The following is an 18,906-nucleotide window of genomic DNA, read 5'->3' as shown; positions in this document are numbered from 1 at the left end:
TCAAACGTAGTTCACGCCGGCGAGCACCGGCAACTGACCGAAGCCGCTTGTGAGGTTCCCTGGATACGTCGTTGTCGTCACACCAACGACGCCCTGTACAAGCGTGATGACGAAGCCGCTCGTACCGGACACAGAGGCGATCGCGGATTCGATGTCCGATCGATTGATGGTGCCCGCACGAGGATCGCCATTCCGAAACAGGACGTCGGAGATTGCTGCGGAGATCGCCGCGCGGGTCGCGGTCGACGTGCCCGTCAGCCCCGACAGAGTGAACGTCAGGTTGTTAGCAACGGGCGCGCACGAATAAACGAGCGCGGTGACCGGCTGTTCGTTGACGATGGTGTCGGCGACAACAAGTTGATCACCGGTTGCCACTGTGCCACGCGGCGTGCCGCCCGGGCCCTTGTCGTACTGCGAGCAGCCGTTCGTTCCCTGCGGAAAGCCGTTGTGAGAAGCTTCGGCCGAGTCCCACATCGTGTAGATCACAACAGTTCCGGCGCCGAAACCGTTCGGCGCGCACCATGCACGCGAGACGCCGGGCACGGCGAGCGCCCATCCGACATAGTCGTTCAGGTCGCCACCTTGCGGCGTGTTCTGGTACGCGGCGAGCATTCGGGTGCGAAGATCGTCGTTATCCTCGACGTCTGAGCCGGATGCGACTGTGCCCGTGATCGTTCCCGACGACTGCAATCCCGACACCGCGACGCCGAGCGCTACGGTCGTGCCCGCATCTGCGTTTCCCGCCGACCCCGCCGATGTCGCAACGATCGTCACCGATAGGGCGCCCGATCCGTCCACCGTCGCAGTTGCGGCAGTCGTATATGTCGCGCCATCGCCGCGGACGACTTGCGTCCCAACATTGAGCACTGTTCCCGTTACGCCGGAAAACATCGCTGTCAGTTGCGCAGGCGTCGCAGCCTTTCGATACACCTTTTTGAGCGCGGCCCAACCTTCGAGATACTCGTCTTCGGCCGTGAACGGGACCGCCTGCTTCGCGATCCAGTCCAAATACGCCATCTGGAGATTCGACATACCAGCTTGAATCTTCCCGACGACCTTCAGGACCGTGAATCGCAGTAGCGCATCGGCACCCTGCAGGGCCGAATTGATGTCGGCCGCCACCTCGTTGATCAAGGTGGAAAGCGTTTTTCGTTGGAATGGCATATCAGGTGAGCTGTTGCCATGCCCATGCGTACGTCAGAGAGACGCTAGGCCCGGCCGGTTGATAGAGCGTAATCTGCGCGCCGAGAAACGTGGCGCGCGTCCATTCCGTCTGAACATCCATACTCGCAACGACGCCGTCATCGACGAGCCATTGCAACGCCTCGACGATGTAATCGCGCGCGTTGTTGAGCACTTCTTGCGTCTGCTTTGACCGATCGAGCAGCCAGAGCCGCGAGCCGATTGGGCTGTCCTCGTCGAGGTCGCCCCACCAGCCGCGCGGGTCTCCGGTGCCGTCCGGGATGACGTCGTCGGCGTTCGCGACACGGTCGGTAAAGAGGCTCAGCAGGACAGCGGTCTGCAGGTCGTTCCCCGTTTCGAGATAGCCGCCACTGACCACATTCGAGACATATGCGCCGGACCACGAAAGCATCGCCCCAGCAAGCGGCGCCACAGCGAGAGCCAGCGCGCCACTTGATGTCAGCGTGTAATCCGTGACCGTGGCGGCAGCGGTCGTCGGACACGGGATGTAGCTCGTCGGCCCGGGCGCTGACGCTGACACGAGTTCGCTCTGAACGGCATCGACATACAGGCCACTCGCGCCGTCTCCGGTATAGCTGGACGTGCCGCCATTGGCGAGAATGCATTGCACAGTGGCCGCGCCGCTCGATGTCGCTTGCACTGCGCACCACACCCGAAACCAGCCCGCCGAGAGCGCCACAACTCCTGACGCGAACGGCGATCCGGAAAACGTTGTGGTCGTCTGCGCGTTCAAGTCGGCGATGATTGACGTCGAAGCGAAGCCGCCGCTCGCCGATGTCCCTAGCCTGAGCTGCGTGCGCTCGCCAGCGTGCACAAACGCCGACACACAGGCGATGTCGCCGATGTTGAATGTGCCTGTCGACGTGCGCTGTATGAAGTGCGTCGTCGTTGCGCTCGCATCCTCAACGAGCTTATAGGCGAGCGAACCACGCAGCGTTTGCAACCCTGGTTGCGTGAGCGATGCGCGTGTAATCGTCCAACTAGCCGATAGATTCTCGGATTGTCCCAGCCCGTTCGTGCGCGGCGTCGCATACAGCAGTTGATTGCCCTGCCAGTCGTTGCGGAAGATCTGCGCTGACAGGATCGCGCTGATCGCTCCGGCCGTTGTCATCAAACCGAACTGCGTCGTCATGCCGTCGCCATAGCCGAATGGAACAGGGCCCGCGACATTGACCTGCAGACCTGCGACCGCGAACGGCTCGAACGACCAGTCGCCGCGACTGTTCGCGGCGTCCCAGACGATGCTGATGTCGGACATCTATTACTCCGGCTGTGTCGGCGGCTGCGTATTGATCGTGCTGCCTCCCGTCTGCACGTTGACGATCTGGTGCGTATGCAAGTTGGCAACTGCTCGCATGCCCGCGACCGTCCGCGTATTCGTTTCGTAGTTGTCGATGATGTCGCCCTTGCATTTGAGCAACGGCGTATCAGCGTCGATCTCTGGCGTGTTCGTGATCGTCACAGGCTTTCCGCCACCGTCGAGCACCATGCCCGCCTGCGATAGATAGACCTTCTGTCCCGTGTTGTCGTGCATCACGACCTCGCCGCTCGCCAGCGCCGTCACGCGATACTTCGCGTTCGACGTGGCGATGACGATGCCGTTCGTGCGCTCACCATTTCCGAAAACGATCAGCGCCTCGGAGCCGAGCGGCGGATTCGATGACAGCCCGTACTCTACGTAGCGCGGAATGTCACCGACCGTCTCAAGCGCGTTGATCCTCGCCTGCAGGTACTGGACCGTTCGCGTGTCGTCGACGAACGAGATCACCGCGCGGCTCACGAACAGACGAATCCGCCGCGCCAGCGAGTTCAGTGCGTCATGCATCGAAATCCCTATTCCGGAGCGATGTCCGGATCAATGCGTTGCAGTACGAGCGGCTCGGGTAGAAATGCCTGCCGCGGCGCGAGCAACAACTCGGTATGTGTTCCGTGCTCGTCAAGAATGAACGTCGTCTCAGTTATAAGCAGCAGAGTCTTCTCTGGAATCTTCAGCAATGGCATCGTCACCGGCACCTGGTAATTCAAGTACCACGGCGAGCCGCTTGCATCGAGCCAACTGTCGACCAGCACTCGAACCTGACGGGACATACCGTAAGCGCGTGCGACTTGCCAATCCACACGACGCTGAAGATATGTTCGATCTGACGCGGGCTGCTCTGACACGATGTACTTCGTGCGCCACCGCTTCACGCCGCGATCGAACGCTGTGTATTCCGGCAACAGATTCACGCCGATGTCCGTCGCATTGTTGTAGTTGGTCAACACGCCGGATACGCTTGAAAATCTGCCTAGCGAACTCTTCACAGACACAGCAGATTCGACGTTTTTGCCGAGCTCAAGTCCCGTCGAGCCTAAGTCATCGCCTGCCATCGCAAGACACAGCGATCCGTCTTCGAGCTCGAACGCGAGAACGCCGTTATACCGGCAGCATCGTTCTATCACTTCCCACGGCGTCTCTGTGATGGATATAAGCTGAAATGGAATCGTCGGCAGGTCGTCGATCACCGCCTGGAGACTCGCCGTGACCACGACCTCAATCTCAAACTTCTTGACAAGGTCGCGACAGACGGCATCAATACGGCTGTTCGCCAAAATGCTGTAGACCGGCGCGCTGCAGTCGATCAAATCCTGGCACCGTCCACGCCCCGTCGCGCGAACCATATGCTCGTGCGGCGTGATGATGTATTCGACTGTATCGACATACCCCGTCAGCAACAGATTGTCTGCATCGATCGCGATCTGAATTGGCGCACCACCGATCAGCGATGTTTCGTCGACCTCGGCCGGAAACCGCTCCGTCATTTCCAGCACGAATGATCCCGTGCAACTTTCAATCGAGCGCGTCACGCGCGCAGCCGTCCATCCGGTGATCGAGATTTTCGACTCCGGCAGCGTCACAACGAGCGAATTCATCAGTACGTCGCTCCGAGTGCGAATTGACTAGTTGAGCCGGTCGAGCCGCGCTCCACCGTCGATTTCACGTTCGGCGTGCCCGAGACTTCAGCGCGAGAGCCCTTCGGCAGGTTGCCAAGTTCTACCTTCACGCGAAGCTCGCCGTCCGAACGCGCCGGCGCCGCGTCTTGCTGCGCCGCATCCGTCCCTTGTCCACCTGAATAGAGGCCGGCGATGCGATTTGCGGTCGCAGCACGTGCTGCGGCTTCTGCAGCTGCCGCGGCAGGCCGCTCGTACAGCCGCGAAACGACATCGGCCGCCTGACCGGGCGTACGAGCCATTTCCAACTCTGCACCCGCGCGCTGCTCACCGCCCCGCCGAAGTTCATAATCGACGAACCCGAGTTGTTGCTCGAGCGTCGAATTGCCGATCCAGTTCCCCGCCCACTGCTGAAACGCGGCTTGGCGATCGGGATGCCACTGCGCGATGCCGTACGCCTTGCCGTTATCGCCGCTTGCCGCCGGATCGATGCCGCTCTCGTGCTGCAGGTTCGAGACGATCCCGATTGCCTGCGCACGCGTCCAACCGCGCGACTCGAAGAACGAGACGGCGGCCGGAACGTTGGCATTCGGCTCGGCGCCAACCTGGGCGTTCGTGAGCGCGCCGTTCCCTCGCAAAAAGTTGCCGAACTTCTCAAGCCCATCGATTGCGCGGTCGCCGAGATTCGCTGCGGGCGGGGCATCCGGCGACGAAGCGGGAACATAGCTGCTGCTGTTCCAGCGCGTCGGCACATAGTCCTGCCCGTTCACGCGCGCGATGACGCGCTCGACGCCCTCCAGAAAGCTCGTCAGCGCCGGAGCGAGGCCACCGAGTATCGTCTGCTTCGTCTTGTCGAACTGCGCGTCGAGTCTCGACATCGCCTCGGCGTAGTCGTTCGCGTGACGAATATCGTCCTCGCTGGGTGCGAGCGCAACGCCGCGCGCGTAGCGGTCACGCACACCGCCGGCGCCCTTGTTGAGCAGATCTTCCAAGCCACCGGCGTCGAGCGCTTCAAAGAGGCGATGACGCGCGAGCGGACCGTTCCGGCTGTTCACGCTTTCGCCGGCCGCAGCGATCTGCTCGAGCAGACGCTCGGAACTGAACTGGCCGCGATCGTCAAGCCCGTTGATGCCGTACGCCTGATAGATCATCCGCTTCTGCGGATCGCGACCTTGCGTCGACTCGTAGTACCCGCGCGTCACGCCCTCGACCGAAGACGTCGCCTGCTCGGCACTCAGGCCGACCGACTTTGCAGCATTCTGGATGCCGAACAGTTGCTTGGCATCGATACCGAGGGTCAGCGATTTGTTGCTGACGCTGCGCACGGTGTTTGCCCATGCCGATTCGATCGAAAGGATCTTCGACGTGACGAGCGCGGCTGCGCCAACAACGCCAGCGAGCAATGCGCCGCTGAGCGCGCTTGCGCGCGTCGCTCCGGTCACGAAGCTTTGCACTGCCGTCATGCGCTGCGAAGAGCGCGTCGTGCGCATCATCGCCTGATCGATGGCACGAAGGTTCCGGTTCGCCGAAGCGAAACCCGCCCCCGTCCTGTCGAGCGCGGAGATAACGATCGTCAGGTTGTTTGCCATGAATCAGGTAGCCAGTGCCTTGAAGCTTGTAGGAAAGAACGCGGGATGCACCGGATCTGCTTGCGCGACCAGCTCATCCGCTCGCGACGCGTCGCGATAGATGCGATTCGCGAGCGTCAGAGACGGCAACGGCGTCGCGAACGCGAAGGTCCGCATGGCCGGCAGACTCGCGCCGCGCTGATTCAGATCTGACACAACAGCTTGGCGCAGGGATCGGAGAGCCTCATACGTCTCATCGTCGCCTTGATCGCCCGATACAGTCATCTCAGCGTCGATTAGATCGAGCACTTGACTGCGCACGCGTGCCGCATCGTCACTCGACGTTGGCTCGTAATTCGATGCTGCCACTGCAATCGAAGCGATGGTCGAGCGCCGGAAGAGATCGGAGCACGCTGATTGCAGCGTCGCCATTGCAGTGCCGATTGTCGATGCCGTTGTCGCGCCGCTCGGCTCGTAGCCCGCCAACGACGTCAGCAAGCGCATCGAATCAGCGGGATCCGGCGTCGCCGCCAGCATCGCACTCGTAACGCCCTGCACCGCGGCAGTGAAGTCGTCGATCGTCGACGCGTCCAGATTTCTCGCCGCCGAGTCGAGCGCCGCGGACGCTGTGTCGAGATTCGCGCGCGCAAGAGTTGCCGCTTGTGTGAGGCTTTCGACGGTCGCGCCACTCGTATCGACGGACGAGCTCGGAAACTTGCTGAACGTCGGCACCGTGGCGCTGCCGGCAAATCGGCCAAAGTCACCCGGCAGGTTTGTCAGAAGCCGGAACAGGTTCCGCGCGTCGCCAACGAAATTCTTCGCAGCCGTGTACCAGCCGACGGCCGTGCTCACCGCCGACCCAAGCACCGCCGCGCCGTACGCGATGGCGGTCAGCGCCGTCCGTGCGAAATTGAGAGCGGCCGCGACATTCAGGCCACTCGCCGCACTCTCGACAAGGCTGCCGCCAGCCACTGAGGTCGCTGGGAAGACACGAGGCCCACCCTCAATAAATTCGAACTCGAACTCAAAGTACCGGCCCTTCTCCCACCGCTCGATCCAGCGGCTATCCATCAGGCTGACGTCGCGCCGACCATATGTCGGGTGCACGAGCGAGCCTGCGCCTTCCTTCTCGCAGGCTGCGATCAGCAGGTCGCGTTGCGCGATGACGTCGTCGCCAACGACGAACCCGAAGACGCGGAATCGGCGCGTGCCGCGCCCGAGATCCTCGACCCACGGCGTGTCGCGCAGCGGATATTCATGCAACTCGTTTCGGCGACCGAAGCCGCCTTCGCCACCAAGCGATACGAACGGCACGCCGCGGAATGACGCGGGCCGCAACTGATCGAAGTACGATCCCGCCGAGCCGCCAAGTCGCGCGGCCAGAGAACTCGCCAGATTGGAGATGCCCGAGGTGGTGCCGAGCACTGCGCCTGCGCCGCCTCCAATGTTCATGCCTTTGCTCCAATCTGTTGTTTCATTCGCTTAGCCTGGTCGAGCCAGCGCAAAGTCTCGGAAACCGTCATGCTTTCGACGTCCCTCGGCCCCCACCGCATGAAATGCGTCAACTCCGCGAGGACGTCATCCCAGCCTTCCGGAACAGCCGTCACGGCGGCAATCAGTCGTCCGAGTCCGCTGTCCGCCGAAGCTGAAAACCGTTGAAGTACGCGCACGCGGCCATGAAGTCGCGCGCGGTCAGCGCGCGCACTGCGTTCTTCGGCACCTTGGACACGATGCTGATCAGCGCGATACTCGACGCGAACGTGCCGCCGGCGGCCGAAGCTTTGCGCTTCTGCTGATTCGTCGGCTCGCACAACTCGAGCGAAGCGACATTTAGCGGGCTGTCGTCGGCCGTGAGCTTCACCGGCGATTGAAGAACGAGCTCGAATTCGTCGGCGCTCGCCTTCATGCCGCTGATCGCTTCCTTGCCGAAAGAACCGATGAAGTCGGCCGCCTCGTCGATCTGGCTCGTGTACATCTGGTCGATCACGTCGACCGGTACGCCGCTGAGCAGCGCGATCAAAGCGATCTGGAGCCCGTACACGCCGGCCGCGTTTTCCGCCTTCTCGTATTCGCCTGCGGTCGGCTCCCGCAGCGTGATCGAGTCGACTGTCTTGGCCTGATCGCCCTTGCCGTAGCTCAGCGCCTTGCGCAACTGGATGGTTTTTGTGTCGCTCATCGATTACTGCTCCGTGACCGAACCTTGCAGGCCTTCCCACTTGACCGTGAACTTCGCTTCGGTCGTGTCGACTTCCTGCGCTTCGACAGTCCACATGGTCCGGCCGATGATCGTCTTGCCGTTCGCAAGCTCGAGGACGACCGTATTGCTGCGCATCGCGTTGATCGCAGCAAGACTGACGCCGCCTGAATCACGAATCGATGCGGAAATTGACGGCGGTTTCGGCTTCTCGCTGAAGCCATGCACCGTGTCTTGGCCGGACAGCGACTCGCGCGTCACAGTGCCGACGTCATACCGCAACTCGCCTTCGAGCTGGTAGTTGACGCCGTCGATCGTGATATACGCGGTGCCGGCGATGAAATTCGTGTTGTTCGCCATCGTTGGCTTCTCCACAAAAGAAAAAGCCGCCCTGTCTTGGGCGGCTCACAGCGTTGGCGAACTGCTTACGTCTGGCTGGTAGACAACCGGAACTGCGCGAGCAGCGCGAAGATCCGCAACTGATTGATCAGCGTGCCCGGCCAGAGGACGTCGACACGATTCGGGTTCTGCGCGTTTTGCTCGACGATGATCGACTGAGCGAACTTATCGCTTCCCTGCACGAAGCCTTCGTACTCCATGGCCTGGTATTCGGCGATCTGGTCAGCCTTGATGATGTTCGGCGTCACGATACCGGCGCCCGGTCCGAATCGCGTGCCGTTCGCCGCCAGCTTCACGCGCGCATACTTCGACGTCACCAGCGTGCGCAGGCGACGCAGCACGTACGCGAGGAGGAACATCGTCTCGACTTCGAGATAGCTGTTGTCCGGCTGCCCGAACGCGTTCGTCTGGTAGCTCGTGATCAGGTTCTCGATCGCGACCGTGCCGTCGTCACTAACAGTGAAGGTTGCGATGCCGTCATAAAGCAGCGTGTTGCGCTGGCTCAGGTTGAAGCGCGATTGCAGCGGCGGCGCAAGCACGCCCGTCAGCGCGACGGTCTGCATCGGCACGCCCGGATCGGCGCGTACGCTAACCGCGGTCACCGCCGCGATTGCTGCAGCCCATTGCCATGCCGGCGTCGGCGAGTCGTTGAAGCCCATGATCGACTCGTGCTGGTTATTGCGCGAGGTGCCGAAAGTGGTGAGACCGGCCCACGTGCTGCGGTATGCGACAAACACGTGGCCGTACACCTGCTGCTGCCAGCTCCAACGGCCGGTCGAGTCGTTCAGGAACGCCTTCAGCGCGTCGAGCGACGTCGTATCGGTGAACGCGCACGCGATGAAGTCGAACGGCATATCCTGAAGATTGCCGATCGCTGTCGTGAGCGTCGGGTTCGTCGTACCGCCCGCCATCGCCGTGATCGTCGCAGCGAGACCGGTCGGGAGCGCCTCGCCAGCCGTCGTGCCGATGTAATTGAAGCGGACGTCGATGTCGTTACCGACCAGGCCCTTGTTGTCGGCCGTCAGCGTCACGGTGCTCGTCGATACGGCTGCTGTAACGGGCATCGACGGAATCAGATTGATCGCCGCAGCGACAGCGGTCGCAATCTGCGCGGTCGTCTGGCCTGCCGTTACCGGAACGGTGACAAGCTGACCGGCGATATACAGCGAGATCGTGCCATTCGCCGTCGGCGCCGAAGTGAACGCGATCGTACCGGACGCCGCCACCGCGCCCGCCGCGTCCTGCACAGGCAGGTACCAGAGCTCGCCGAACTGATCGTTCTGGCGATAGGCGGCCGTCATCAGTGCGAGCACGCTGTTCGCGCCAGCCTGGACGTTCGCGTCGCCCGTGCCCGACGAGATGAGCGGCACGTTCGGCGTCGCGATGCCGGCCGACGTCATCGGGCCGATGAGCAGCGCGCGCTGGTTCGCAACTGCGGAGTTCGCGTGCGAGTTGTCGATCTCGGCGAAGAACAGCGGCGTGCGGATGTTCTGCGGGATCTGCTTGAACGGAATGGTCATTCTGCGTCACTCCCCGACTGCTTCGGTGCGGGCAGGGCCGCGTTGTCCGCGAGAACGACGTCGCCGTCATTGAGCACGCGGGTCCAGAAGATGTCGCCGTCCGGCACTTCGATGCCTTCGTCCGGCAGCAACTGCTTCGTAACCGGATGCCGCACTTTGAGGCCCGGTGCAGGTTTGACGATCATTCGTCGCTCCTATTGAGGAAATTGAACGTTGACCTCGCCTTCCGCGCGCCCGTCCGGGCCCTGCGTGCGCGGGGCCGGCGTGACAGCGTCGGGGAATGGCGGGTTCGGATAAGTGCCGTTCGGATCGGCGACGTTCGTGAGGTCGGCCGTCAGGTCAATCTCGAGCAACTGCGTGTTGATGTCTGGATAGAACGTCTCGACGAACTCGATGCCCAGAAGGATCGAAAGGCCGCCCACGTGCGTCGAGCCATCAGCGGTCACTTCCGTTTCCGTGTCGCAGAAAGGGAAGTCCTGCGCGAGGCGACGCAACGGAATGCTCTTGAAGACCGCCTCTTCGATCTCCGCGCCGAGCGTCTCGAGCGCGATGAGCGCTGCAGGACCGGACGCAGCCGACACCTCTGCCTTGATCTCGAATGCCGCGACCGTCGTGAACGCCGTCGGGCCATTTCGGCCGTTGGACTGCTTCCGCTCCTTCGCCGGCCGCAACTTGATGGCGGGCAGCTTGGGCGTCGCGACATTCCAGTCACCAGGCGAATACACAGTCACGCCCTGAATCGTCTGCAAGATCGAGAGCAGAACGCCGCGCAATTGCGCGCGGCCGGTTTGATCAGGCATCGGTCTGTCCTGGAACGTTGAGCATGAGGCGTCCGCCGCCGTGGCCGTCGAGATGAACCTCACGTACCTGCCACTGCTCGCCCGTCTTGTTGATCATCAGCGTGTCGTACTGCTGCGGCTCAACGGGGAACTGCGAGACCTGAATCCCCACCGTAGGCTGCTGCGTGACGACGGTCGACCCGTTGACCGGATCGACTCCGAAGAACGCCTTGTCGTAAGCGCCAGTGATCTGGAACGAACCCCCATCGACCGGCATATAGGTGATCGCCGTCCCGAACTGCGCCATCAGAGGACCGAGGATCTTGCCGTCGACGATGCCATCCCAGTCCATCGGTCACTCCGACTCGTTGATCGACACCTGGCCGCCGGTGATCTGCGCGCCTTCGAGCTTCACTTCCTCGACCTTTTCGGGAACGAGAAAGCCGAGATCACGCAAGCGCTTCACCTCCGACTCCGGCAGTCGAACTTTCTGACCGGCCGTCTTGATGACCGGCTCTTCGTTCGGCTTCAGCTGGTCGTGGATCGTGCGATTGCGCGCGACGACGGCTTCAACCATCTTTTCGTTGGTAGCCATCAGTCACCTCACGCGACGGTCGCGGCCAGCGCGGCGTTGACGCGGCTCGGGATGATGATCGGGGCCGATTGCATCATCAGGAACCGCTGGGCCGGATCGTCCTTCAACCACGTCTTCGGCGCGAACGGCAGCGAAGCATAGTTGAACGCCGGGTCGATGATCTGACCGAACGCGCGGGTGCCGTCGAGATCCGGGCCCGTCATGATGAGGGAGCCGTCCGGAAGCATCGGTTGCTCGACGTTGTTGTCATCGACGTACCAGTCGTTGTACAGCCAGAGGTTGTACTGCCCCCACACGCCCTTCGAAACGGCACCGCGTTGAATCTGTGCGCCTACGTTCACGACGTTGCCGTTCTGCCCCAACGCCGGATAGTAGATCGCGCCCTTCAGCGTCGGGTCGAGCTTGAAACCATTCCACGCTTTCGGGGTGAAGACGATGTCGGTTGCGACTGCGCCCGACGACTTCAGGATCTGCTGCTGCCACGTCTCGATGTTGCCGGTCGGATTTGCCGTACCGGCGGTGATGTTCGCGGCCGTCCACTGCGCGCCGCCAGTGAGCGCGATCGTCAGCGAACCATCGCGACCGAAGTCGATGACGGTCGTCGGGAAGCCTTCACCGGATACCGTGAGCGTACCCGTGATCAGCACCTGCGCCGCCATCCATTCCATGCGGCGTGTGAGCATATCGATCTGGTCGTTGAGTTCGAACTCGAGGTTCATCTGCTCGCGGACCTCGGGCGAAAGCTCGCCGCCGATGCGCTCGCCAATCATCCGACGGACCGGCTTGCGTAGATCCGGCGCGCGCTTGTCCTTGATGTAGGGCGGTTTGAACGTGTTCGTCTGGTAGCGACGGCTCTCTACGAGCTTGCCTTCGACCAGCGGCGAGCAGAACGGCGACATGCGACGCTTGCCAACGTCGACATCGATCGACACGAATTCGCTGTCTGCCGGGATCATGTTCGGGAAGAAGCGGTCAAGCAGCCAGCTCTGCGCCATCTTCAGGTTCTGCACAACCCCGACCAGGGTGTTGGTGTCGTAAATCAAGTTTCCGGGCATTGCTCTCTCCGAGTGTGTGGCCCAAATGAAAAAGCCCCGCGCTGTGGCGGGGCCTTCACATCAGTTCGATTGAGGGTTTAGCTCGGGTCAGCAGCCGTGACCGAGGACTTGAGGTGGATGCCGAGCGGGCGCAGCGCGTCTTGTGCTGCCGTCGACGTGATGCCGGTGCCGAGCGTCACCGCGTTGACGTTGAACTCGCCTTCGAGATACACGCCCGCAACGACGTCACCGGCGCTGCCATCGGCGTAATCAGCGAGAATCGCCGTCGGCGTCTGGCTACCATCGGACGACGCCGACAGCGCGACGGTGAACTTGCCGCTCGCCGTGATCTTGCCGAGCACCGTGCCGCGCACGAACGGGCCGCCGGTGATCGTGACGTTGCGGGTGACCAGCTGCTTCGGACCGGCGATCAGTTGATCGGGAACGAACGTCTGTGCGGATGCCGACGGGACTTGGGGGTTCTCCCCGACCGTGGTAGGAGTCAATGCCATCTGGGTTTCTCCGGGTGTGGGGAGGATTTAAAGCTCGCCGCGACGGAGTTTGCCCGCCGCGATGATGCGTTCGGCCATCGTCGGCTCTGCCGCTGCAGGTGCCGAATCGCCGGGGTTGCGCGGACGGGCGTGTGCCATACGCTCGTCGAGGGAGGGCTTGCGCGCCGACGGAGACGCAGCTGCTTGCTCAGCTTGGCCAAACGACAGCGCGTTGATCGCCTCGCTCGCCGACATGCTGGTGTCGAACGCAAACGCGCATGCTTGCTTGACCATGCCTCGCTTCATGCCTTCGGCCACGATGGCTGCACAGCGCACGCGCTCGCGTTGGCGGGCGCCCTTTGCACGACCGGCGCGCTTGCCTTCTTCCTTGTCTTCCTTGTCGTCGGCTTCAGCGTCGTCGTCCGTTTCTTCAGCGCGCTTCGCTTCCTTGTCCTTCTCTTCTTGCTCGGCCTTGCGCGCCTCTTCGTCCTTTTTGTCCTGCTCTTCCATGCGCTTGGCGTACTCGTCATCCGACTCGTCCTCGCGCTGCTTGCGATCCTCGTCTTCTTCCGCGCGGGCGGCCGCGCTCGGCGACGCCGCGGACGCGCTCGGCAGCCCGAGGAAATGGGCGAACGGCATCGCGCTCGCGATCTTCGAGAGCTTCATATAGCTTCCCTTCAGTAAGAAATTTAAGACCGGATCGACTGGATCAGGGCTCGAAACGCGGCATCAGGAGCCGCCACTTCATCCGCCAATCCAAGGGCGACACCCTTGTCACCCATGAATGTGGCGGCTTGCGTATCGCGCACCGTGGCGGCCGCGATATTCCGGTTGCGGGCAACTGTCTCAACGAACAGTTCGCCCATCGTGTTGATGTCCGCCTGAAAGCGCGCCAGCGCATCGGGCGCAAGCGGGATCTCGGAATGGCCGTCGGCTTTGTAATCCCCGTAGGTGATGAATGTCACCTTCATGCCAGCCTTCGACAGCGCTTCAGACAGATCCACATGCGCGCAGATGACGCCGATGCTTCCGACGCCGCCCGTGCGCGGCACAATGATGCGATCCGCGGCGCTCGCGATTGCATACGCAGCGCTATAGGCCGACTCGTTGAGAATCGACCAGATCGGTTTAACGCCGCGCGCGCCGTGAATCATGTCGACCAAATCGAAGCATCCGGCCACCTCTCCGCCGGGTGAGTCGATGTCGAGCGCAATCGCACTGACGTCGGGATCGTCGAGCGCCATCAGCAAGTTTTGGCGAATCCCGTCGTATCCCGACATGCCGCTGTACGGACGCAAGGAACCGAGCTTCTGAACCAGCGTGCCCTGAACCTCGATGACCGCAACGCCGCCGACGTTGTCGTAGCCGGCGCGCGGCGTGCGCCCCGGTTCCGCGAAGCCATACTCGTCATCTTCCATCGCCATCGGAACGATGCCGGTCCCGTCCAGCCTCACCATGCCGCCAATGCCAAGCCGATCCGCGAGCGCCGCCACCACGATCTCCGCCTTGCGCGGATGAATGGCGACGGGCGTGTTGAACATCCGCGTCGCCAGTCGTGGGAGAACGTTGTTCATTGAGCCTTGGGTTCCTGTGTGGCCTCGTCCGCCGTCGCGTCGTCTTTCAGCGTCGAAGGAAGAGGAATGCCGCGATCCTTGAAATACTGGATCTCGATCGCGCGCTGATCGATGTTGTCGCGCCAATCGTTGCCCGACAGTTGCGCCGATTCGTCTTCGAGCGTCGATAGACCCGACTCGATGCCGAGCGCCGCCCCCTGGCGTTCTTTCAGCGGATCAACATATCCGCGTCCCGGACCGATCCACCACGCACGCGTATAGGCCGCGCGCGCCATCGCGAACTCGGGTGCTTCCGCCGGAAGCGGAAGCTCGCCGATGTCCATCATTTCCTCGACCATCGCACACAGAATGGGCTGGCCGAATCCGCGACCGAAGTCGCTGCGACGGCGATCGAACGTCTTCCACGCTTCAAGCGCCGCAGCGCGATACGACGAGTAGTTGACGTCCGCCCAGTTCTGCGTGATTTGCTGCGCAGACATGCCGGTGCCCGCCGCGACGTTGCGCAGCATGGCGTTCTCGAACTCGGCGAAGTTGCCCGCCGGCCGTGTAGCGGACACGGTGTTGATCTGTTCGCCGGGAAACAGGATCGGCAACCGCGCGCCGCCGAGACGGAGATCCGTCTTGTCGTGAAAATCCGCGCGCGCGTCCTGATACCCGTTGTATGCCTCGGCGTCTTCGCCGTCGCCAAGCGCCTCCGTCACGAGCTGCTTATCGAAAGGGCTCGTGACGTAAGCGCCAAAGATCGCATTGATGATCGCCGCGTCGAGTTCGGTGCCGTCGTACTTGATCAACATCTTCAACCTCTGCAGCACAGGCGTCAGGATGCCCGCGCCGCCGCGATGCTGCGACGCGCGGTCGAAGTCGTAGTCGTGGACAACGATCGGCCGTCCCCAATCTGTTTCGGCTGCGATCCGCTCCCACGTCACCTGCTTTCCGCCGCTGAACCAGTCGCCTTGATGCGCCTTACGGATGTGGTACGCAACCGGCGCTCCGTATTCGTCCACCTCAACGCCGCCGCGCATCGTCTGGCGGTCGAAATTTTGTTGCGGGTTCGACAGACGGTCAGGGTCGATCAGTTGCAGCACGGTCGCGTAGCGCGCGCCGCGCGGCAGGCGCTCGGGCATCCACTGGAGGATGGCGAGCGCGTCTCCGTCGACGATCTTGTGGCGGAACGCCAGGCGCATCATCTGCGGAATCGTCAGCTTGCGCTGCGCGTCGCAGAAGTGCGCAGGATCTTCCGACCATGTGCGCCAACCCGCTTCGAGCGCGCGCCCAAACTCATCTGCCCAGACGTGATCGAACTTCTTATTGCCGGTCATCGCTGCGAGCGCGCGGTAATCCGGCTTCGAGATCGGCCGGAAGTCCGCTCCGATGACGTTGTCGAGGGTGCGCGTGACAGCCGCCGACGCCCACCCGTCGTTGCGCACCAGGTCGCGCACGCGGGAAACGATGCGGTCGCGATACGGGTTGAGCTCGCCATCGGGAGACCAGAGCACCGGGTTCCAGTCCCGCATGTGCTGACTGGACATGTCCGCCGCGTCGAATGCGCTGGTGCTGCCGTACCCGCTATAACTGCCGTTCAGCGCGAGCGCACGGCTCTTGCGCTCCGGCAGCGGCTTGCCGTCCGGACCAAGTAGCTGTACGTTCGATTCCATGCGTTATCGCCGTGTGAAGGTCATTCGGTTTGCTCTGCGAGGCGAGGCGACGATGCCGAGCTGCGCCTGCATCAACTGGATCGCCGCAGCGAGTTCCGCGAGATTCGCGCGGGTGTACGTCACTGACCTAGTGCCGTCGCCCTGCGTGTACGAGTAAGACTCGCCTTGCGCACCAGTGGACAACTGGAGGTAGATCTGCTGCGCATTGGCGAGTGATTGCCGCAGCGCCGTCTGATCCATGCCAGCAAGCAAGCTGCGGCTCGGGTCGAAGCATCGCAAAGTGGTTCTCCTATGCTTCAGCCGGCGAGCCGCCGAATCCGAGAGCGTTTTTCAGGCTGCGCCTGTTTAATGATCGGTCCATCCGGGCGCACCGGCCGCGCCGCGCTCACGACATCGAGCTCGACCTCCTGCCGCGTCTCGGGAGCAGGCGGCACAAGATCACTGGGATCCGCCTGCACCGCTTCGACGCGCCGGTTCAACTTCAGGCCCATGTGCATGAGCCCGCACAGCGCCGCGTAGCCATACACCCGAATGTCGAGTGCTTCGTTCGCGCGCCCGGGCGGCAACTCCCACACGCGAAACTTCTGCCCGTTGGCGAACTTGGTCACCGAGCGTTCCGAGATGAGCTGCGCGAAGTAATTGATGTCGCGGTCCGTCGGGAAGTGCATGTACCCGGCCGGGTATGTCAGCACGCCGTCGTTGTCTTCGGGATCGCGCCGCAGCCGCTCGCGAATCACGTCCTTCGCTGCGTTCACGCCGATGATGACCGGCCGGAACGTTGATTTCGTTCGGGACGAAGGACGCTTCGTCGGCCAGACAGGTGACCGCGCGCCACCGCGAGCCGACTCGCCCTTAATCGCCCAGATGCGGCGCCCGAGTCGCGCCTTCGCGAACTCGTAAACCTTCTGCGTATGGTGACCACCAGAGTCGATACACGCCGCGGAGACTGCGAAACCGCGACCGTCCGCGCGCCGCCAGACCCGTTTCAGATATTCGTCGACGCGCTTCCACAGCTCCGCGCCCTCAGGATCGCCCTCGATGACCGCGTGATCAATAGACCAGCTTTCCTCGTTGTGCCCCCAGCCGATCGTTTCGAGCTCGACGCGGTCGTCCTGCACGTCGCCGCCGACCGTGATTAGACCGACGCCGTCAGGCACCTCCGCATCCCAGACTTCCGTTCGAGCGGCCAGCCGCGTCTCGCTCAGCGCGCGGTCGCCGCGATCTTCATACGGCTCGCCGAGCACGAGGTTGATGAACGTCTGCCGCGCGAGCGGGTCGTCCTTCACTCGAAGCCATTCGGCAACGAGGTTCGACCAGCACGCGTTCGGGAAGAGGCTATATCCGGCCCAAATATGAAAGCCGGCATGCCCCTTGAATGGCTTCGTCGCACGCCACTCGCCGTTCGTCACCATGTCGGCCTTGTCGGCCTCGTGGATGAGGCAGCCGTTGTGCCGGCAGACGTAGTAGACGCTTTCCGGAATGCCGTTACCGTGCTCGTCCTTGTCCCATTTCATGCCGTACGGCGTTTCGGGACTGCCCCATTCGAGCACCTGCCGCTCGCCGCAATGCGGACACGCGACGAAAAAGTAGCGCTGATCGCTCTCGTTGAAGCTCTTCTCGATCCGGCTATAGCCTTTCACAGTCGGCGTCGAGCCGAGGACGATCTTGCGATTCCAGAAGGTCTCAGACCGCTTCGTGCCGAGCGCAATCTGATCGCCTTCGTTGCCCGCGCCGTCGACCGGATAGGCGTCAACCTCGTCGAACATCACGACGCGCGACGTGATCCGCCGGAAGCCCGCCGGGCTGTTCGCCCCAACGAGCGTCAGGCTCGATCCGTTTCGGAAGGTCTTCGCGAGAATCGTCTGATCGCTGTTCTTCGCCTTCTGATCGCCCGCGATCGCCGCGAGCACCGGCGTGTCGCGCAGCATCGGCGCGATTTCCGTCTTCGAATAGCTCTCCGCATCCTCGACACGGGGCTGCACGACGAGAATCGGCGAAGGGTCCTGGTGGATGAAGAAGCCGACAGCGTGATCCATCAGTTTCGTGTAGCCGACGCGAGCCGACTTCATGACGCTGATCTTCTCGACGCTGGGGTCGGTTACTGCATCCAGCATGCCCCTCTGATAACCGAACGCCCGGAAGCGGCCGGTTTGCGCACTCGTCTCACGTGACAGAACCGCATATCGCTCGGCCCATTCGCTAAGCGTAAGCTTCGGCGGCGGCGTCAGATTCTGGCGAAGCGCCGCCGCGAGCCCCGCGCGCAACGCCGCATAGCCGCGCGCGTACCGCCTGGTGCTATTTAGGGTTGCCTGCTCCATCGCGAGTGAGTTCTTCGAGTGCTTCTGTGATGACCTCCTGCAACATGTCCTGCAACTCGGCAGGCGTCTTGCATCGATGGAGACGCGGAGCCTGTTCCGCGGGAATTGACAGCAGGCGGGTTCGGACCTTGGCGTATTCTGTGCCGACGGCTTTCGCAACTTCGGCGACGTCGATCACCAGACCGGAATCGCGATCGTATTCGAGCTGAGCCTTCAGCCCGAGATAGTTCTCTTTAAACGTCCGCGCATCGTCGAAATCGAGCAGTTCGACATTGCCCGAAAGGATCCGGTCCGCGGCGTCGGATGCGTCTTCGCGCGCGCCAAGTGTTACCTCGCTCGCCGCTTGGGTAACAGTCTTGCGTTTGTTACCTTGCGGCGCTTGGGTAACAGTTTGGGTAACAGCCGGCGTGCCGTCACGACGGTACTTTTTTAGCAGCGCGTTCGACGCGTCGACGTCGACCTCATCGCCCGCAAACACAAGCCAGCCGCGCTCCTTCCACTTCGTGACCGTCTTCCGACTGACGCCGTGGAGAACCGCAAACTCGCTCTGTTTCATCGCTCGAATCTGTTACCTGTTACCCAAATTTGAAAAGTTTGTGGCTATAGAAAGATCGCGCGCGCGCAGTGCCCGCGAAGCAGAAGGGC

At 62.5% G+C, this 18,906-nt stretch carries 21 protein-coding genes; all 21 read right to left on the bottom strand.

The window, feature by feature from the left end; translation table 11 throughout:
* The 21 genes from NCS58_RS16715 to NCS58_RS16615 all read right to left on the bottom strand — a co-directional run bounded on the left by NCS58_RS16715 (position 1) and on the right by NCS58_RS16615 (position 18,817).
* Entirely contained in the window at positions 1 to 1,134 is a 1,134-nt protein-coding gene (locus NCS58_RS16715) for a baseplate J/gp47 family protein (protein ID WP_250538704.1), read from the bottom strand.
* Between the two features lie 31 nt (positions 1,135 to 1,165).
* A complete protein-coding gene (locus tag NCS58_RS16710; protein ID WP_250538703.1) occupies positions 1,166 to 2,461 on the bottom strand; it encodes a phage GP46 family protein in 1,296 nt (431 codons plus the stop codon).
* A gap of 3 nt (positions 2,462 to 2,464) precedes the next feature.
* Positions 2,465 to 3,028, bottom strand: coding sequence for a phage baseplate assembly protein V (locus NCS58_RS16705; RefSeq protein ID WP_250538702.1), 564 nt, complete (start codon positions 3,026 to 3,028; stop codon positions 2,465 to 2,467).
* An 8-nt stretch (positions 3,029 to 3,036) separates the two neighbouring features.
* Positions 3,037 to 4,116, bottom strand: a complete 1,080-nt coding sequence (locus NCS58_RS16700) for a phage baseplate assembly protein (RefSeq protein WP_250538701.1) — start codon at positions 4,114 to 4,116, stop codon at positions 3,037 to 3,039.
* The gene (locus NCS58_RS16695; protein ID WP_250538700.1) at positions 4,116 to 5,723 is read right to left on the bottom strand and encodes a phage tail tip lysozyme; all 1,608 of its coding nucleotides are present in this window, start codon (positions 5,721 to 5,723) and stop codon (positions 4,116 to 4,118) included. The genes NCS58_RS16700 and NCS58_RS16695 overlap by 1 nt, the downstream gene beginning before the upstream one ends.
* A gap of 3 nt (positions 5,724 to 5,726) precedes the next feature.
* On the bottom strand, positions 5,727 to 7,127 hold the full coding sequence (locus NCS58_RS16690; RefSeq protein ID WP_250538699.1) for a DNA circularization N-terminal domain-containing protein: 1,401 nt from the start codon (positions 7,125 to 7,127) through the stop codon (positions 5,727 to 5,729).
* A gap of 190 nt (positions 7,128 to 7,317) precedes the next feature.
* Positions 7,318 to 7,878, bottom strand: coding sequence for a phage tail assembly protein (locus NCS58_RS16685; RefSeq protein WP_250538698.1), 561 nt, complete (start codon positions 7,876 to 7,878; stop codon positions 7,318 to 7,320).
* Between the two features lie 3 nt (positions 7,879 to 7,881).
* Positions 7,882 to 8,256, bottom strand: a complete 375-nt coding sequence (locus tag NCS58_RS16680; RefSeq protein WP_250489982.1) for a phage tail tube protein — start codon at positions 8,254 to 8,256, stop codon at positions 7,882 to 7,884.
* 65 nt (positions 8,257 to 8,321) lie between these two features.
* On the bottom strand, positions 8,322 to 9,815 hold the full coding sequence (locus tag NCS58_RS16675; protein WP_250538697.1) for a phage tail sheath subtilisin-like domain-containing protein: 1,494 nt from the start codon (positions 9,813 to 9,815) through the stop codon (positions 8,322 to 8,324).
* Positions 9,812 to 10,000: a DUF2635 domain-containing protein gene (locus NCS58_RS16670; protein ID WP_061117460.1), complete on the bottom strand. Its 189-nt coding sequence runs from the start codon at positions 9,998 to 10,000 to the stop codon at positions 9,812 to 9,814. The genes NCS58_RS16675 and NCS58_RS16670 overlap by 4 nt, the downstream gene beginning before the upstream one ends.
* Before the next feature lie 9 nt (positions 10,001 to 10,009).
* Entirely contained in the window at positions 10,010 to 10,615 is a 606-nt protein-coding gene (locus NCS58_RS16665; protein WP_250538696.1) for a hypothetical protein, read from the bottom strand.
* Positions 10,608 to 10,946: a hypothetical protein gene (locus tag NCS58_RS16660; RefSeq protein ID WP_250538695.1), complete on the bottom strand. Its 339-nt coding sequence runs from the start codon at positions 10,944 to 10,946 to the stop codon at positions 10,608 to 10,610. The genes NCS58_RS16665 and NCS58_RS16660 overlap by 8 nt, the downstream gene beginning before the upstream one ends.
* A 3-nt stretch (positions 10,947 to 10,949) precedes the next feature.
* On the bottom strand, positions 10,950 to 11,189 hold the full coding sequence (locus tag NCS58_RS16655) for a hypothetical protein (RefSeq protein ID WP_061163933.1): 240 nt from the start codon (positions 11,187 to 11,189) through the stop codon (positions 10,950 to 10,952).
* 8 nt (positions 11,190 to 11,197) lie between these two features.
* The gene (locus NCS58_RS16650; RefSeq protein ID WP_250538694.1) at positions 11,198 to 12,244 is read right to left on the bottom strand and encodes a major capsid protein; all 1,047 of its coding nucleotides are present in this window, start codon (positions 12,242 to 12,244) and stop codon (positions 11,198 to 11,200) included.
* Positions 12,245 to 12,321: 77 nt separating this feature from the next.
* Positions 12,322 to 12,735, bottom strand: a complete 414-nt coding sequence (locus NCS58_RS16645) for a head decoration protein (RefSeq protein WP_061163931.1) — start codon at positions 12,733 to 12,735, stop codon at positions 12,322 to 12,324.
* Positions 12,736 to 12,762: 27 nt separating this feature from the next.
* Entirely contained in the window at positions 12,763 to 13,353 is a 591-nt protein-coding gene (locus NCS58_RS16640; protein WP_250538693.1) for a hypothetical protein, read from the bottom strand.
* A 50-nt stretch (positions 13,354 to 13,403) separates the two neighbouring features.
* Complete coding sequence (locus tag NCS58_RS16635) at positions 13,404 to 14,288, bottom strand: S49 family peptidase (RefSeq protein WP_250538692.1); 885 nt, start codon at positions 14,286 to 14,288, stop codon at positions 13,404 to 13,406.
* Entirely contained in the window at positions 14,285 to 15,802 is a 1,518-nt protein-coding gene (locus tag NCS58_RS16630) for a phage portal protein (protein WP_250538855.1), read from the bottom strand. Before NCS58_RS16630 ends, NCS58_RS16635 begins: the two co-directional genes overlap by 4 nt.
* Before the next feature lie 144 nt (positions 15,803 to 15,946).
* Entirely contained in the window at positions 15,947 to 16,195 is a 249-nt protein-coding gene (locus NCS58_RS16625; RefSeq protein WP_244807975.1) for a gpW family protein, read from the bottom strand.
* 44 nt (positions 16,196 to 16,239) lie between these two features.
* Entirely contained in the window at positions 16,240 to 18,261 is a 2,022-nt protein-coding gene (locus NCS58_RS16620; protein WP_250538691.1) for a phage terminase large subunit family protein, read from the bottom strand.
* The gene (locus NCS58_RS16615) at positions 18,239 to 18,817 is read right to left on the bottom strand and encodes a hypothetical protein (RefSeq protein ID WP_250538690.1); all 579 of its coding nucleotides are present in this window, start codon (positions 18,815 to 18,817) and stop codon (positions 18,239 to 18,241) included. Before NCS58_RS16615 ends, NCS58_RS16620 begins: the two co-directional genes overlap by 23 nt.
* Positions 18,818 to 18,906: the final 89 nt, after the last annotated feature.

The organism is Caballeronia sp. INML3B (genome assembly GCF_023631305.1).
In the GTDB taxonomy this organism is placed as follows: Bacteria; Pseudomonadota; Gammaproteobacteria; order Burkholderiales; family Burkholderiaceae; genus Caballeronia; species Caballeronia turbans.
The sequence above is the reverse complement of the archived record's forward strand: the minus strand, read 5'-3'. Positions and strand labels throughout refer to the sequence as shown.